Below are 14,778 nucleotides of genomic sequence, written 5' to 3'. Positions count from 1 at the left end.
GGTAGAAAAAAGTTATCCATCTGGACAGGTATTGACCAGGGTCGGGCGACTTCCTATCTTGTTTGAAGCCAAACGAGTGAGGGGTGCGGCATCCGCTGGATTTCGACCCCTTTGGCCGAGGGGCCCGGCTCAACCGGGCCGGGCCCGTCTCTTTCTCTCTGCTTCTTTGCTCCGATGCCCTCACCCCTCAGGAGGACCGCCATGAAGGTCGTCGTCGACATGAACAAGTGCCAGGACCACGGCCAGTGCGTCTTCGCCGCCCCCGACGTCTTCTCGATGGACGACGAGGGCCACCTGGTGTACGTGTCCGACCCCGACGACGCGCTGCGCGACGAGGTCGAAGAGGCCGCCGATGTGTGTCCGCTGCAGGCCATCCGGATCGAGGGATGACCGCCATGAGCGCACCCACGACCGGACGTGTCGTCGTCGCCGGCGGCTCCATGGGCGGCCTGCGCGCCGCCGAACAACTGCGCGCCGCGGGCTGGACCGGGACGATCACCGTCATCGGTGACGAGCCTCACATGCCCTACAACCGGCCCCCGCTGTCCAAGGAGGTGCTGGCAGGCAAGGCACCCTTCGAGTCGCTCGCCTTCACGCCGAAGGCGGCCGCCGCCGACGTGGAGTGGCGGCTCGGCATGAAGGTCGTCGCCGCCGACCTCGACCGGCGCGTCGTCGAACTCGACGACGGCTCGGCGATCTCGTACGACGGACTGGTCGTCGCCACCGGCATGCGGCCCCGGCGCCTGCGCTGCCCCGGACCGCTCACCGGCCGCCACACCGTCCGCACCCTCGCCGACGCCCAGGGCCTGCGCGACGAGCTGACCCGCCCCGGTGCCCGCGTGGTCGTGGTCGGCGCCGGCTTCATCGGCTGCGAGGTCGCCGCCACCGCCGTGGGCCTCGGCGTCCGGGAGGTGACCGTCGTCGATCCGTTCCCCCTGCCCATGGTCGGCCCGCTCGGCGAGCTGCTGGGGCGCGCGCTGCTGAAGCGGCACGAGGAGCGCGGGGTGCGCTTCGTGCTGGGCACCGGAGTGTCCGGTTTCGAGGGCGAGGACCGGGTCACCGGGGTCGTGCTGAGCGACGGCAGCGTGCTGCCCGCCGATGTGGTCGTGGAGTCGGTCGGCTCCGTGGCCAACGTCGAGTGGCTGGAGGGCAACGGCCTCGACCTCAGTGACGGCGTCCTCACCTGCGAGCAGCTGCGGGTCGGGGGACGGCCGGAGGTCGTCGCGGTCGGCGACGTCGCCCGCTTCCCCAATGCCCGCTACGACGGCGTACCCCGGCGTGTCGAGCACTGGTCGATCCCCACCGACACGGCCAAGCACGCCGCGAAGAGCCTCGTCGCCCATCTCACCGGCATAGACGGGGAGTTGGTGCCCTTCGCCCCGCTCCCGACGTTCTGGAGCGACCAGCACGACTTCCGGCTGCAGTCCTTCGGCGCGCCCGTCCTGGGCAAGGACGACGTACGGATCCTGGACGGCGACCCCGACGGTGACGTCCTGGTCGGCTACCACACCGACGGTCGGCTCGTCGGCGTCGTCGCGCTCGGCGGTCAGGCCGCCGCGATGGGCGCCGCCCGCTATCGCGCCCAGTTGCTCAAGCAGCCCGCCCTCACCGCGTAAGGAATCTCAATGATGAGGTCAAGCCGTCTGCGTGTCCGGTGGGGTGGGGGTGAACAGTCTCTTGTCACGCAGCATCGCCCAGAGCACGTCGACGCGGCGTCGGGCGAGCGCAAGCAGGGCCTGGGTGTGGATCAGTCCCTCGGCACGCTTTCTGAGGTAGTAGTCCCGGGACGGGCCGGGCCGCATCATGGCAGTCTGGGCGGCCAGGTAGAAGATGTGCCGCAGGCGCCGGTTGTAACGCTTGGGCCGGTGGTAGTTGCCGGTGCGGCGGCCGGAATCGCGGGCGACTGGGGCCAGGCCGGCGTGCGAGGCGAGTCGGCCCGCGTCGCGGTAGCCGGACAGGTCGCCGACGATGGCGACGAACTCGGCGCCCAGGATGGGACCCATACCGGGCATCGACTCGATGATCTCGGCGCGGTCGTCGGCACGGAACGTCTCGCGGATCTCCCGGTCATTGTCCTTGATCCGCTCGTCCAGGGCCAGAAGCTGGTGGGCGAGGTCGCAGACCAGCTTGGCGGCCCGCTTCTCGCCCGGCAGCGCAGTCATCTGGGACTGGGCCGCCTCCACCGCTTTGGCGGCGACGGTGTCGGCGCCGCGGACCTTGCGGCGCTCGAGCCAGGTCGTCAGCCGCTTGACGCCGATCCGGCGCAGGCTGGCCGGGGTCTGATACTCAGTCAGCATCACCACCGGTCCCTTGGCCGCGGAGTAGTCGAAGGCCCGTTCCAGTGCGGGGCAGATTCCCACCAGCAGGTCGCGGAGCCTATTGATCAGCCGGACCCGGTCGGCGATCAGGTCGGCCCGGTAGTTGGTGAGGACCTGGAGCGTGGTGACCAGCTCCGCAGGCGTGCTCAGCGGGGTGAAGTCCCGGGGACGCATGCGGGCCTGGTCGGCGATGACGCGGGCGTCCTTGGCGTCGGTCTTGCCCTCGCCTTTGTAGGCGCCGGACATGCGGTTGACCGTCCGGCCGGGCACGTAGACGACCTGCTGGCCGTTCGCGATCAGCAGGGCCAGCAGCAGGGTGGCGGCCCGGCCGGAGATGTCCACCGCCCACCGCACCTCTTCAGCCCGTTCGCGGGCGGTCTCGATGAGCGTGAGGATCTGGGCCTCGTCGTTGATCACCTTCGTCGAGAAGAGCGTCTCGCCGTCGGCGTCGACCGCGACTGCCCAGTGATGTCCCTTGCCGGCGTCGATGCCGACCCATATCCGCGCGTGAGGCGTGCTCAAGCCCGTCGCTCCGTTCCACCGTGACCAGCACCTTCGTGGCCCGAGGAACACCCCGCCGACAGGTCCCTAACCAGCGATGACCGCAGTTCTCAATCAGTGGTCGGAGCGTCCCGGAGGACCGGGCGGCCATTCCTTCCGAGCCATCAACGGCAACCCATCATCAGCCACACCCGGTCCTCCCGGACCGCCAACATTCTTAGGGAACCCCTTCATGTCCACTGTCCGTGGTTACTTCCACCCCAAGACGGCGAGCGGTGCCTCCTCGCTGATCCCGTCCCCGCCGTGGCGCTACTCCGGCGACCTGCTGACCGTCGAGTACCGCACGGATCCCGCGCGGGTGCGTGAACTGCTGCCCGAGCCGCTGGAGCTGGCGGACGAGGACCCTGGCGCGGTCGCTCTGATCTGGGCCGACTGGCAGTCCTGCTCGGGTTCTGGTCAGGAGCTGCTGGACCCGGTGCTCGCCCAGTACAAGGAGGCGTTCGCGGTCGTGCGCTGCAAGTACCGGGGGCAGACCTACACCCGCTGCGTCTACATCTGGGTCGACAAGGACTTCGCGATCGCGCGCGGGCTGCACCAGGGCTATCCGAAGAAGCTCGGCTCCATCCACCAGACCCGCCCGCACCCGTACGGCCCCGCCCCGCGCATCGAGGCCGGCGCCCGCTTCGGCGCGACCCTCGCCGCCGCCGACCGGCGCCTCGCCCAGGCCGTGGTCACCCTGCGTGAGCCGTCGGAGACCAACGGTTTCGTCAACGCCCACCCCATGGCCCACCACCGCTGGTTGCCCTCCATCGAGAAGGGCAAGGGCCTGGCGCTCGACGAGCTGATCGAGTCCGGCGCCGCCTCCTTCGAGGGCGGGCAGCCGTGGCGCGGCGACGCCGAGCTGGAGCTGTTCGAGGCGCCCACCGAGGAACTGGCACGCCTGGAGATCCGCGAACCGATCGCCGCCTACTACCGGCAGGTCGGCGTCGTCTGGGACGGCGGCCGACTGCTGGAGTCCGGCACGTCCGGCGCCGAGTAACCCCGTACGCACCATAGGACTTGGAGACCGGACATGACCGAGCACACCCTCACGGTGGCCGGGGTCGCCGTCGACACCCGGCACTGGATCGGCGGCGAGCGCGTCGCCTCCACCGAAACGTTCACCGATGTCTCGCCGATCGACGGCAGCCTTCTGGGGGAGATCTCCCGGGGGACCGCGATGGAGGCTGCGGCCGCGGTGGCCGCGGCGAAGGCCGCCTTCCCCGCCTGGGCCGCGACCCACCGCGCCGAACGTGCCCGCATCCTGCACGCCGTCGCCGACGGCGTCGAGAAGCGGCTGGAAGAGCTCGCCATCGTCGAGACCTGCGACAACGGCGCCCTGCTCCGCTCCCACCGCCGGGGCGTCATGCCCCGCGTCGCCCACAACTTCCGCTTCTTCGCGGACTGGCTGCTGAAGCTGGAGCACGAGGACTTCGAGACGCGCGGGCACACCAACCACGTCAGCTGGGACCCGGCGGGCCCCTGCGTTCTGATCACCCCGTGGAACGCCCCCCTGATGCTGGCCACGTGGAAAGTCGCCCCCGCTCTCGCCGCAGGCAACACGGTCATCCTCAAGCCCGCCGAGTGGACCCCGCTGACCGCCTCCCTGCTGGCCGACATCGCCGCCGAGGCCGGGCTGCCGGCCGGGGTGCTGAACGTCGTGCAGGGGTACGGCTCGGAGATCGGTGACGCCCTGACCTCGCACCCTGACGTGCGGCGGATCAGCTTCACCGGTTCGGTGCCGACGGCGAAGCGGATCGCGGCCTCGGCTGCCGCGAACCTGACCCCGCTCAGCCTCGAACTCGGCGGCAAGTCACCCCTGTTGGTGTTCGCCGACGCCGACCTGGACCTCGCAGTCGACTTGGCGGTGGAACAGTACGACAACGCCGGGCAGGTGTGCCTGGCCGCAACGCGCTTCCTGGTCCAGGAGTCGGTCGCCGAGGAGTTCACCCGCCGCTTCGTCGCGAAGGCCGGGCAGCTCACCCAGGGCGACCCGCGTGACGAGGCCACCGACATCGGGCCGAACATCCACCCGCGCCAGCTGGAGAAGATCGACGGGTTCGTGCAGCGGGCAATCGCGGCCGGGGCCCGCGCGGTCATCGGCGGCCACCGGGGGGACGGCCAGTACTACGCGCCGACCCTCCTCACCGACGTCGCCCAGGACTCGGAGATCGTGCAGGAGGAGGTCTTCGGACCGGTCCTGACCCTGCAGACCTTCGCCACCGAGGACGAGGCCGTCCGCCTCGCCAACGACACCCGCTTCGGGCTGGCCGCCACGCTCGCCACCGGTGACCCTGAGCGCGCCGAACGCGTCACCGCCCAGCTGGTCGCAGGCACGGTCTGGACCAACTGCTTCTTCGTCCGCGACCTGCAGGCGCCCTTCGGCGGCTCCCGCCACTCCGGCGTCGGCCGCGAGGGCGGCACCTGGAGCTTCGACTTCTACTGCGACGTGAAGAACACCGTGACCGCGCCGAACGGTTGGAGGAACCATGGGTGAGATCGTCGGGGCGGGCCTGCTCGCCCACGTCCCCACCATCGTGCTTCCGCAGGAGACGCGGCTGGAGCTGAACGGGGGCAAGGAGATCACCCTCGTCACCGGCCTGCACCAGCTCCGCAAGGACGTCTTCGAGCGCGACGACTACGACACCGTCGTCGTGCTGGACTCCCACTGGGCCACGACGGTCGAGTTCGTCGTCACCGCGCAAGCGCGCAGGGCCGGCCTCTTCACCTCCGAGGAGCTGCCGCGCGGCATGTGCCGGATGCCGTACGACTTCCCGGGTGACCAGGAACTCGCCCATAACATCGAGAAGTTCGCCGACAGGCACGGCACCTGGATCACCGCGATCGACGACGAGTACCTGCCGATCTACTACGCCACCATCAACCTCTGGAAGTTCCTCGGCGAGGGGCTGCCCGACAAGCGGTGGGTGACCATCGGGGTCTGCCAGACCGGCGACGTGGAGGACCACCTGCGCCTCGGCCGGGCGCTGGCCGACGGCATCGCCGCCACCCCGGGCCGCCGGGTCCTGCTCATCGCCTCCGGTGCGCTGTCACACACCTTCTGGCCGCTGCGCGAGCTGCGCGACCACGAGTCGAGCGACCCCGTGCACATCTTCACGCCGGAAGCGCGCGCGGCCGACTACGAGCGGATCGCCTGGTTCAAGGAGGGCCGCCATGACAAGGTCCTCGACACCATGCCGGAGTTCTCGAAGTACAAGCCGGAGGCGAAGTTCTTCCACTACCTGATGATGGCCGGCGCCCTCGGCGAGCAGGCGTGCGTCGCCAAGGCCCGGCAGTACGGGGAGTACGAGAACTCCATCGGCACCGGTCAGGTCCACCTCTGGTTCGACCGCCCGGCCGACGGCTGGACCGGCGCCGGCCTGCCCTCCCCGCGCACCCCTCACAGCCGTATCTAGAAAGGCCCGTCATGCCCGAGTACCGCCGCATCCTCCTCGACGGCGCGGTCGTCCAGGTCACCGTCGACGGCGATGAGCTCGTCGCCGGGGACGGCCGCCGCCTCAAGATCGAGGACGCGCAGCATCTGCCGCCGGTCGTGCCGTCCAAGGTGATCGCCGTCCACCTCAACCACCGCAGCCGCGTCGACGAGTTCCGGATCGACCTGCCCGACACTCCCACGTACTTCCACAAGCCGACCTCCTCCCTCAACTCCCACAAGGGCGCCGTCGTCCGCCCCGAGGGCTGCAAGTGGCTCAACTACGAGGGCGAGGTCGCCATCGTCATCGGGAAGACCGCGCGGAACATCTCCCCGGCCGAGGCGGGGGAGTACATCGCCGGCTACACGATCGCCAACGACTACGGCCTGCACGACTTCCGCGACACCGACGCCGGGTCCATGCTCCGCGTGAAGGGCTCCGACACCCTCTGCCCGCTCGGCCCCGGTCTCGTCACCGACTGGGACTTCCACGGCAAGCGCCTGCGCACCTACGTCAACGGCGAGGTGGTGCAGGACGGGTCGACCGACGAGATGAAGTGGGACATGCACTACCTCGTCGCCGACATCGCCCGCACCATCACCCTCTACCCCGGTGACGTCCTGCTCTCCGGCACCCCCGCCAACTCCCGGCCCGTCCAGCCCGGCGACGTGGTCGAGGTGGAGGTGGAGGGGCTCGGCCGGCTGACGAACCGCATCGTGACCGGCCCGACCCCCATCCGTACCGACGTCGGCGCCCAGCCCACCGAGTCCGAGGAGGTCCTGTCCACCGCGCTCGGCGGCGACTGGGAGTTCCGCGGCATCCGCCCGCCCAGGCGCTGACGGACGCCCATGAACGGCGCCGCACCGGGCCTGCCGACCGAGGCGTCCGGTGCGGCCGCCCGCCCAGGTAGGGTCGCCCCCATGACCGAGTCCACCGACGCCCCCAAGAGCCGGCCCTCACGCAAGCGCCTGCACTACGGCGAGGGCCGGGAAGCCCTGCTGAACGCCGCTGTCCGTGTGGTGGCGCGGGGCGGCCTGCGCAGGCTCACCTACCGGGCCGTCGCGGAGGAGGCCGGGGTCACCCACGGCCTCGTGGTGCACCACTTCGGTTCGCGCGACGCCCTGATCGAGGAGACCCTCGCCCACACCATCCGCACCTCCCTCAACACCAGTGCGCTCGAACCGGGCACCGGCAAGGTCGCGGACTTCTCGGCGGGGCTGTCGGAGATGGTCACGGCGGATCCGGACATCCAGGCGTTCCAGTACGAGCTGCTGCTGGAATCGCGCCGCCGCCCCGAGCTGCTGCCCCAGATCCGCGCACTGTACGACGAGTACTTCGACGCCACCCAGCGCGAACTGACCCGCATGCTGCCCGCCGGCGCGGACAAGGCACTGACCCGGCTGGTCTTCGCCGCGCTCGACGGCCTCGTACTGCACCAGCTCGTCCTCGGTGAGCCCGAGGTCACGGATGCCGCACTGGAAGAGCTGCGCACCTTGCTGAGATTCCTCGACGCCAACGGTGACACTGCTGGCGACCGTGCCGCCGAGGACGGCTGAAAAAACCCCTCTGACCTGCTCTTTTCCAAGGCTCCGGACGTTCCGCGTCCGGAGCCTTTCGCTGTTCCGCGCGATGATCTCGTTTGATTCCGTACGAGTAAAGAGTTGGTTACGGCCGCCGGAAGCATTGACGCATCTTTCCAGATGGATAATTCTCGCCTGCATGGCAGGGACCGTCCGCGGCCGCCATGCATCCCTAGGAGATCCCCATGACCATCGAGGCTCCCGCAGCCGAGCTGCTTCCGTTCCGCGACCCCGGCTACCGGGCGAACCCCGCTCCGTACTACGCCCGGCTCCGCGCGGAGGCGCCCGTCTACCGGCATCCGATCGGCGTGTACGTGGTGTCCCGCTACGAGGACGTCGCGAAGCTGATCCGCAACCCCACCCTCAGTGTCCGCAAGCTCGATTTCGGTGTGGCCGATCCATTGCACGACACGGTGCTCGGCCAGGACGCCCCCGACCACACCCGGCTGCGCCGCATCACCAACCGCTGGTTCACGCCCAAGGCGGTCGAGGAGTGGTCCAAGGCGATGCAGGCGTCCGTGGACGCCGTACTCGACAAGGCGGTCGAGGCGGGCGGCACGCTCGACGCGGTGGACGACCTCGCCCTGCGCTCCACCTTCGAAACCATCTGCCACATCTTCGGTGTCGAGCCCACGAAGATGCTGGAGATCCAGAAGGCCACCTATGACATCGGCGTCAGCCTCGGGCCCGGGTCCGACGAGGACGACTGGCGGGTCACCGGCGAAGCCTTCGAGTGGTACGAGCAGCACAACCGCGCCCTCATCGCCCACAAGCGCGCCCACCCCGGCAGCGGACTGATCGACCACTTCCTCGCCGAGCAGGACGCGGGGAACATGACCGAGAACGAGGTCATCTTCTCGATCCTGCTCTTCTTCGCCGTCGGTCACCTGGACATCAAGCACCTCATCGTGCAGGGCATCCGGCACATGGCCGAACACCCCGAGTACATCGGGATCTACCGCGACCAGCCGGAAATCCGGCCCGGCTTCATCAACGAGGTGCTGCGCATCGAGACCCCCGAGCAGATGGTCTCCCGCCTCACCACCCAGGAAACGGTCATCGGCGACACGACCGTGCCCGCCGGCGAGGTCCTCGTCCTGCTCATCGGCTCCGCCAACCGCGACCCGGAAGCCTTCCCCGACCCGGACCGCTTCGACCACAACCGTCCGGCCGCCGCGAGCCAGCACCTGGCCTTCGGCTCGGGCCAGCACGGCTGCGCGGGACAGGTGCTCGCCCGCGCGCAGGCCGACGTCGTCTTCACCACGCTGGTCAACCGCTTCAGCGCGATCGAACTCGCCGGTGAGCCCACCTTCACCCACACCGAGTTCCTGCGCAGCATCGCCCACCTGCCGATCCGGCTGCGCTGACCGTACGCCGGCCGTTCCTCCCCCCAGCACACAGCACAGCACCACACCAGGAGCCATCATGCGCGTCGAAGTCGACCTCAAGAAGTGCCAGGACCACGGCCAGTGCGTCTACGCCGCCCCCGAACTCTTCGCCCTGGACGAGCAGGGACGCCTGTCCCTGCGGAACGAGGCCACCGAGCTGTACACGGCGGAGCTGGACGCGGCGAACGTCGACGAGGTGCAGGAAGCCGCGGACGTCTGCCCGCTGCAGGCCATCACCGTCCACGATTGACATGCTTCCCGTCCTGAAGAACGAGGATTCTGGCCTTCTCTACCGGTTGCTGTGCCGCTTCGCGGCACGGTTTCCGGTCGGGAATCCGTGGCTTCCTGTTTCTTCGCGCTGTGCCGGGATTGCTCCTGGTCTTACCGGCGCTCCGCAGGCCGATACCGCCAGTCCGGCGGCCTGTTTGATGTTGATCGCGGCATTGTGGTCCCGGTCGTGGACGATGCCGCAGGCCCTACAGGCCCATTCCCGCACGTGCAGGGGTTTGGGCCCGTCCATGGCGCCACAGGTGGAGCAGATCTGGGAGGTCGGCTCAAAGCGGCCGATCTTCACCAGGGTCCGCCCGTATCGTTCCGCTTTGTACTTCAGCATGCTGATGAACGAGGACCATCCGGCGTCGTGCACGGACTTGGCCAGGCGCGTGCGGGCCAGTCCTGCCACCGACAGGCCTTCCACGGCGATCCCTTGGTTCTCGGAGATCAGCCTGGTGGAGAGCTGGTGGTGGAACTCGCGGCGTGCGTCGGTGACCTTGGCGTGGGCGCGGGCGACCTTCAGGCGGGCCTTGGCGCGGTTCTTGCTTCCCTTCTGCTTGCGGGACAGCTCCTGCTGGGCCTTCTTCAGCTTCTTCTCCGCGCGCCGCAGAAAACGCGGGGAGTCGATCTTCGTGCCGTCGGAGAGGACCGCGAAGTGCGTGAGGCCGAGATCGATGCCGATGGTGTTGTCGGTCTCCGGCATCCGCATCGCATCGGTTGCGGGGTCGGTGTCGATGACGAAAGACGCGAAGTACCTGCCGGCCGCGTCCTTCATGACGGTGACGGAGGTGGGGGCGGCGGGCAGGGTGCGGGACCACTTCACCTTCACCGCGCCGATCTTCGGCAGGCTCAGACGGCCAGCGTCACTGATGCTCCAGCGGGCGTTGGCCGTGAACCGGATCGACTGCCGGGCGTCCTTGCGGGACTTGAACCGGGGCGGGCCCAGTTTCGGCCCCTTCCGGGTGCCCTTGAGGGAGGCGAAGAAGTTCTTGTACGCGGCCTCAGCATCGCGCAGGGACTGCTGGAGGACGACGGCCGACACCTCACCCAGCCAGGCCCGTTCCGGAGTCCGTTTCGCTTCCGTGATCAGGCATGTGGACAGTTGCCCGGCCGTCGGGAACGGCTCCCCGGCCTTGCGGGCGTCCTCGCGGGCACGCACGGCGTCGTTGAACACGACGCGTGCGCACCCGAACGCCCTGGCCAGCGCGGCCTGCTGAGCGGCGTCGGGGTACAACCTGAAGGCGTACCGGAGCTGCATGACGACCACACTAGGCACGTCGAACCCACGTCGTCACCGGGAACATGCAAACGATCCATCAGCGTCACGAACGAGCAGGGTCCGGCTCCGCCGGAACGAGACCGCGACGCTCCGCGTCGCAGCCACAAGATTCGCTTCACCCCCGGCCTGAAGGCCGGAGCACTTCGAATGATCTCCGGTAGCCGGGCATCGACAGGTCACCGATGGCCGCCGGGTTGCCCGGTTGCCGGGTTGATGTGTCGAGGTCGTCGACGACGGCTGTCCGGCCGTCTCGCCGCCGAAGGGTGACGCGGCGGACTTCCGCTGCCGTTCTGGCGCCGCTACCGCGGCGGCCCTCGGGCGGGCGCCCGAGGGCTCGGCCGGATGGCCCCGCCGGTTCCCGTGGGGATGTCCTCCCGGACGGTAGCGGTAGCGGAAAATCATCACCCAACCCCTTGTCATGTGGATAGTTCCGCCTCACTATGAGGCAACTCGTTTGGCTCCAAAATAAACCTCCTTCGCTCCGCTCCCCTGGCAGGTGATCCGCGTGGACAGTCAAACGGTCCAGAAAAACCAGACCGTGCAGGACGAACCCACCGCTGGCCGACTCAAGCCCAACTCCCTTGGCGTCCTCGGCATCCTCTTCTTCGTCCTCTCCGCACAGGCCCCCCTGACCGGCATCGCCGGGGCTGTGCCCATCGCCGTCGCCATCGGCAACGGCGCGGGTACGCCCGCCGCCTATGCCGGGGCCGGCATCGTCATCCTGCTGTTCTCCGTGGGCTTCGTCGCCATGGGACGCCATGTTGTGGACGCCGGCGCCTTCTACACGTACATCGGCAAGGGGCTCGGCCGTCCGACCGGGTCCGGCAGCGCCGGTGTCGCGCTCTTCGCCTACTGCGCGGTCCAGGCGGCCATGTACGGGCTGTACGGATCGATCGTCAGCGCCCTGGTGGAGCAGTACACCGGTCTGAACGCCCCGTGGTGGGTCTGGACCCTGGTCACCATGGCGATCGTCCAGGTCCTCGGCGCGGCCGGCATCGAGATGGGGGCCAAGGTGCTGGCCGTGTTCGTCCTGGCCGAGTTCAGCATCCTGCTCGTCTTCGCCCTGGTCACCCTTTTCAAGGGCGGCGGCCCCGAGGGGCTGGGTTTCGCCGACAGCTTCTCGCCGCACGCTGCGCTCCAGGGTGCTCCCGGCGTGGCCCTGATGTTCGCCGTCGCGTCGATGTTCGGCTTCGAGGCCACCGCCATCTACGGCGAGGAGGCGCGCGAGCCCCGCAGGACAGTGCCCCGGGCCACGTATCTCTCCGTCGCCGTGATCACCGGCTTCTTCGCCTTCACCTCGTGGATGCTGGTCTCCGCCCACGGCGCCGCCCGTGCCACCGCTGAGGCCGGCAAGGCGCTGGCGAACGGTGACGCCACGGCATGGGTCTTCGCACCGATCACCGCGCAGTTCGGCGCATGGGTGGGCGACGTGCTGCCGATCCTCCTGGCGACCTCCCTCTTCGCCGGCATCCTGGCCTTCCACAACTCCGCCAACCGCTACCTCTTCTCCCTCGGCCGCGACGGCCTGCTGCCCCACGGGCTGACCGCGATCAACCGGCGTCACTCCCCGTGGGTGGCGGGCAGTGTGCAGACCGTGCTCTCCCTGCTGCTCGTCATGCCCTTCGCACTGCTGGGCAAGGACCCGGTGCTGACCCTCTTCTCGTGGTTCAGCGGGGTGGCCGTGCTGGGGATCATGCTCCTGTACTTGCTGACCTCCGTGTCGGTGGTGGTGTTCTTCCGGCGCGAGCGGCTGGATGCCCGCCCCTGGAACACTCTGATCGCCCCCATCCTGGGCGCGCTCGGCATCGCCGGTGCGATCTGGCTGATCCTGGCCAACTTCACGACCCTCATCGGCGGCGACTCGACCACGGCGACCTGGCTCGAACTCGCCGTCCCGGCGGTCCTGGTCCTCGGCGTCGTCGCCGCCCGCGTGACGCGTGACCGGGCGACGGACCAGGTCTGAGGACGCTGCTTCTCGCGGTGTGACCGGTCCGGTTCCCGCTCTCCCGGGACCGGGCCGGCCACGTCCGGCTCCCACCCGCCCACGGAGGATTCATTGAGCACGGGATACGTGTGGCACGAGCTGTTCGGCTGGGTCGACAGCGGCAGCGGCGGGCTGTTCCCCGCCGATCCGGCCGCCGGGCTCCAGCCGATCGGCCACCATGTGGCACACGCCGACACCAAGCGGCGGCTGCACGAGCTCGTCGCCGTGTCCGGCCTGATCGGCCATCTGGAACGCGTCGAGGCACGACATGCCACGGAGGAAGAGGTACTGCGGGTCCACACCCCCGAACACGTCGGCCGACTGCGGCGTGAGAGCACCCTGCCCAAGGGGGGTGACGCCGGCGACGGCATCTCCCCCTTCGGCAAGGGCGGTTACGAGATCGCGGCGCTCGCCGCGGGCGGTGCGATCGAACTGGTCGAAGCGGTCGTCACCGGACGGGTGGACAACGGTTACGCGCTCGTCCACCCATGCGGGCATCACGCCCCGGCCCACACCGGCATGGGGTTCTGCATGCTCAACAACGTGGCGATCGCGGTCGCGCACGCCCGTGCCGCCCTGGGTGTGCGGCGGGTCGCGGTGGTCGACTGGGACGTCCACCACGGCAACGGCACCCAGTCCGTCTTCTGGGACGAGCCCGACGTCCTGACCCTCTCCGTGCACCAGGACGGCTGCTTCCCGCCCGGCTCCGGGCATCTCACGGAACGCGGCGGTCCATCGGCGCCAGGCAGCGCGATCAACATTCCGATGCCGCCCGGTACCGGCGACTTCGGCTACCTCTACGCCTTCGAACGGGTCGTCGTACCCGCCCTGCGCGCCTTCGCCCCGGAACTCATCGTCGTCGCCTCGGGGTTCGATCCAGGCGCGATGGACCCGCTCGCGCGCCAGCTGGTGACCAGCCGCGGTTTCCGGGGCATGACCGAGCAGGTCCTCCAGGTCGCCGCGGAGGTTTGCGACGGCAGGGTGGCGATGGTGCAGGAGGGCGGCTACAGCCCCTTCTATGTGCCGTTCTGCGGGCACGCCGTCATCGAGACGCTGGCCGGGGTGAAGGTGCTGGACGACGCGCTGTTCCCGGTGGTCGGCGGGATGACGGGACACGACCTCGCGCCCCACCAGAAGGCGCTGGTCGACGAGGTCGCCGCGCTGGTGCTGCCCGCATGAGACGGTCAGCCGGCCGTGCCCGCCACCCGGTCGAGGAACCCGTCGACCAGGTGGCGGGCGTTCGCGCGGGCCGTCGCCGCCAGGTCCCTTGTCCGGGTGAGCAGCTCCCCGGGGTCCACGCCGTGCTGCAGGCACTGCTCGGCGCCGCCGAGCTCCAGGTACCGGCGCACGGTGGTGGGCGTGATCTCCGGATGGAACTGCACCCCCAGGCTCCGCCCGAGCCGGAACGCCTGGGTGCACACGGAGTTGCGGGCCACCTCCTCGGCTCCGGGTGGCAGGAGGCAGCGGTCGTAGTGCCACTGGAACCACGGGCCCGGGCCGATCAGTTGGGGATCGTCGGTGTCGACCCGGACCCAGCCGATCTCCGGGCGCGGCGACGCCTCGACCGAGCCCCCGAGCGCGGTGGTCAGCGCCTGCGCGCCGAAACAGACCCCGAGCACCGGGACACCGAGGTGGTGGGCCTTGCGCAACAGCGCCAGCTCTCCGCCGATCCAGGAACCCACGGCCGTCTCGTCGTACACCGACCAGGGCGCGCCGAGCGACACGATCAGGTCCCAGCCGTCGGCCGCCGGGAAGTCGAAGGCCACGTCCGGCGCGTGGTGGCGGTGTTCGGGTACGACGGTCACGACGTGCAGGTCGTATCCGCGCCGGGCGAGCCGGGCCCCGACCGGACCGGGGTCGGTCACGTGGTCGTGCTGGATGACGAGTGCGCGCACGGTGGGCTCCCTCCCGGGTTCACGGACCCGTCGGATCGATCCGTGAACGCTTGTGACGGCTGAGCCCACACCATATCGTTTGGAATC

The 14,778-nt window shown here is 69.5% G+C and carries 14 protein-coding genes; 11 read left to right on the top strand and 3 right to left on the bottom strand.

What is annotated here, in order from left to right:
• The first annotated feature begins 201 nt into the window (after positions 1 to 201).
• Together ACQPXS_RS47540 and ACQPXS_RS47535 are read left to right on the top strand one after the other, a co-directional pair.
• Positions 202 to 390: a ferredoxin gene (locus ACQPXS_RS47540; RefSeq protein WP_079307251.1), complete on the top strand. Its 189-nt coding sequence runs from the start codon at positions 202 to 204 to the stop codon at positions 388 to 390.
• A gap of 5 nt (positions 391 to 395) precedes the next feature.
• Positions 396 to 1,616: an NAD(P)/FAD-dependent oxidoreductase gene (locus ACQPXS_RS47535; protein ID WP_433445833.1), complete on the top strand. Its 1,221-nt coding sequence runs from the start codon at positions 396 to 398 to the stop codon at positions 1,614 to 1,616.
• Positions 1,617 to 1,634: 18 nt separating this feature from the next.
• Here the strand turns inward: ACQPXS_RS47535 and ACQPXS_RS47530 are convergent, their stop codons facing one another.
• The gene (locus ACQPXS_RS47530) at positions 1,635 to 2,840 is read right to left on the bottom strand and encodes an IS110 family transposase (protein ID WP_433445832.1); all 1,206 of its coding nucleotides are present in this window, start codon (positions 2,838 to 2,840) and stop codon (positions 1,635 to 1,637) included.
• Positions 2,841 to 3,051: 211 nt separating this feature from the next.
• Here ACQPXS_RS47530 and ACQPXS_RS47525 point away from each other — a divergent pair, with 211 nt between their 5' ends.
• From ACQPXS_RS47525 to ACQPXS_RS47495, 7 genes are all read left to right on the top strand, one after another.
• The gene (locus ACQPXS_RS47525; protein ID WP_270086148.1) at positions 3,052 to 3,858 is read left to right on the top strand and encodes an acetoacetate decarboxylase family protein; all 807 of its coding nucleotides are present in this window, start codon (positions 3,052 to 3,054) and stop codon (positions 3,856 to 3,858) included.
• 33 nt (positions 3,859 to 3,891) lie between these two features.
• A complete protein-coding gene (locus tag ACQPXS_RS47520) occupies positions 3,892 to 5,355 on the top strand; it encodes an aldehyde dehydrogenase (RefSeq protein WP_433445831.1) in 1,464 nt (487 codons plus the stop codon).
• Complete coding sequence (locus tag ACQPXS_RS47515; protein WP_433445830.1) at positions 5,348 to 6,274, top strand: 3,4-dihydroxyphenylacetate 2,3-dioxygenase; 927 nt, start codon at positions 5,348 to 5,350, stop codon at positions 6,272 to 6,274. The genes ACQPXS_RS47520 and ACQPXS_RS47515 overlap by 8 nt, the downstream gene beginning before the upstream one ends.
• A gap of 11 nt (positions 6,275 to 6,285) precedes the next feature.
• The gene (locus ACQPXS_RS47510) at positions 6,286 to 7,131 is read left to right on the top strand and encodes a fumarylacetoacetate hydrolase family protein (RefSeq protein WP_433445829.1); all 846 of its coding nucleotides are present in this window, start codon (positions 6,286 to 6,288) and stop codon (positions 7,129 to 7,131) included.
• An 81-nt stretch (positions 7,132 to 7,212) separates the two neighbouring features.
• A complete protein-coding gene (locus ACQPXS_RS47505) occupies positions 7,213 to 7,848 on the top strand; it encodes a TetR/AcrR family transcriptional regulator (protein WP_433445828.1) in 636 nt (211 codons plus the stop codon).
• 209 nt (positions 7,849 to 8,057) lie between these two features.
• On the top strand, positions 8,058 to 9,239 hold the full coding sequence (locus tag ACQPXS_RS47500) for a cytochrome P450 (protein WP_433445827.1): 1,182 nt from the start codon (positions 8,058 to 8,060) through the stop codon (positions 9,237 to 9,239).
• Positions 9,240 to 9,297: 58 nt separating this feature from the next.
• A complete protein-coding gene (locus tag ACQPXS_RS47495) occupies positions 9,298 to 9,510 on the top strand; it encodes a ferredoxin (protein WP_433445826.1) in 213 nt (70 codons plus the stop codon).
• A 39-nt stretch (positions 9,511 to 9,549) separates the two neighbouring features.
• On the opposite strand, the gene ACQPXS_RS47490 is transcribed toward ACQPXS_RS47495, so the two are convergent.
• Positions 9,550 to 10,791, bottom strand: a complete 1,242-nt coding sequence (locus tag ACQPXS_RS47490; protein WP_433445825.1) for an RNA-guided endonuclease InsQ/TnpB family protein — start codon at positions 10,789 to 10,791, stop codon at positions 9,550 to 9,552.
• 526 nt (positions 10,792 to 11,317) lie between these two features.
• Here ACQPXS_RS47490 and ACQPXS_RS47485 point away from each other — a divergent pair.
• Together ACQPXS_RS47485 and ACQPXS_RS47480 are read left to right on the top strand one after the other, a co-directional pair.
• The gene (locus tag ACQPXS_RS47485) at positions 11,318 to 12,775 is read left to right on the top strand and encodes an APC family permease (protein WP_433445824.1); all 1,458 of its coding nucleotides are present in this window, start codon (positions 11,318 to 11,320) and stop codon (positions 12,773 to 12,775) included.
• A 93-nt stretch (positions 12,776 to 12,868) separates the two neighbouring features.
• Positions 12,869 to 13,975 (top strand): class II histone deacetylase, encoded by a 1,107-nt coding sequence (locus ACQPXS_RS47480; protein ID WP_433445823.1) that lies wholly within the window; start codon positions 12,869 to 12,871, stop codon positions 13,973 to 13,975.
• Between the two features lie 5 nt (positions 13,976 to 13,980).
• On the opposite strand, the gene ACQPXS_RS47475 is transcribed toward ACQPXS_RS47480, so the two are convergent.
• Positions 13,981 to 14,691, bottom strand: coding sequence for a type 1 glutamine amidotransferase (locus ACQPXS_RS47475; protein WP_433445822.1), 711 nt, complete (start codon positions 14,689 to 14,691; stop codon positions 13,981 to 13,983).
• Between the last annotated feature and the right edge of the window lie 87 nt (positions 14,692 to 14,778).

Source organism: Streptomyces sp. CA-142005 (assembly GCF_050942335.1).
Lineage (GTDB): Bacteria > Actinomycetota > Actinomycetes > Streptomycetales > Streptomycetaceae > Streptomyces.
The sequence above is the reverse complement of the archived record's forward strand: the minus strand, read 5'-3'. Positions and strand labels throughout refer to the sequence as shown.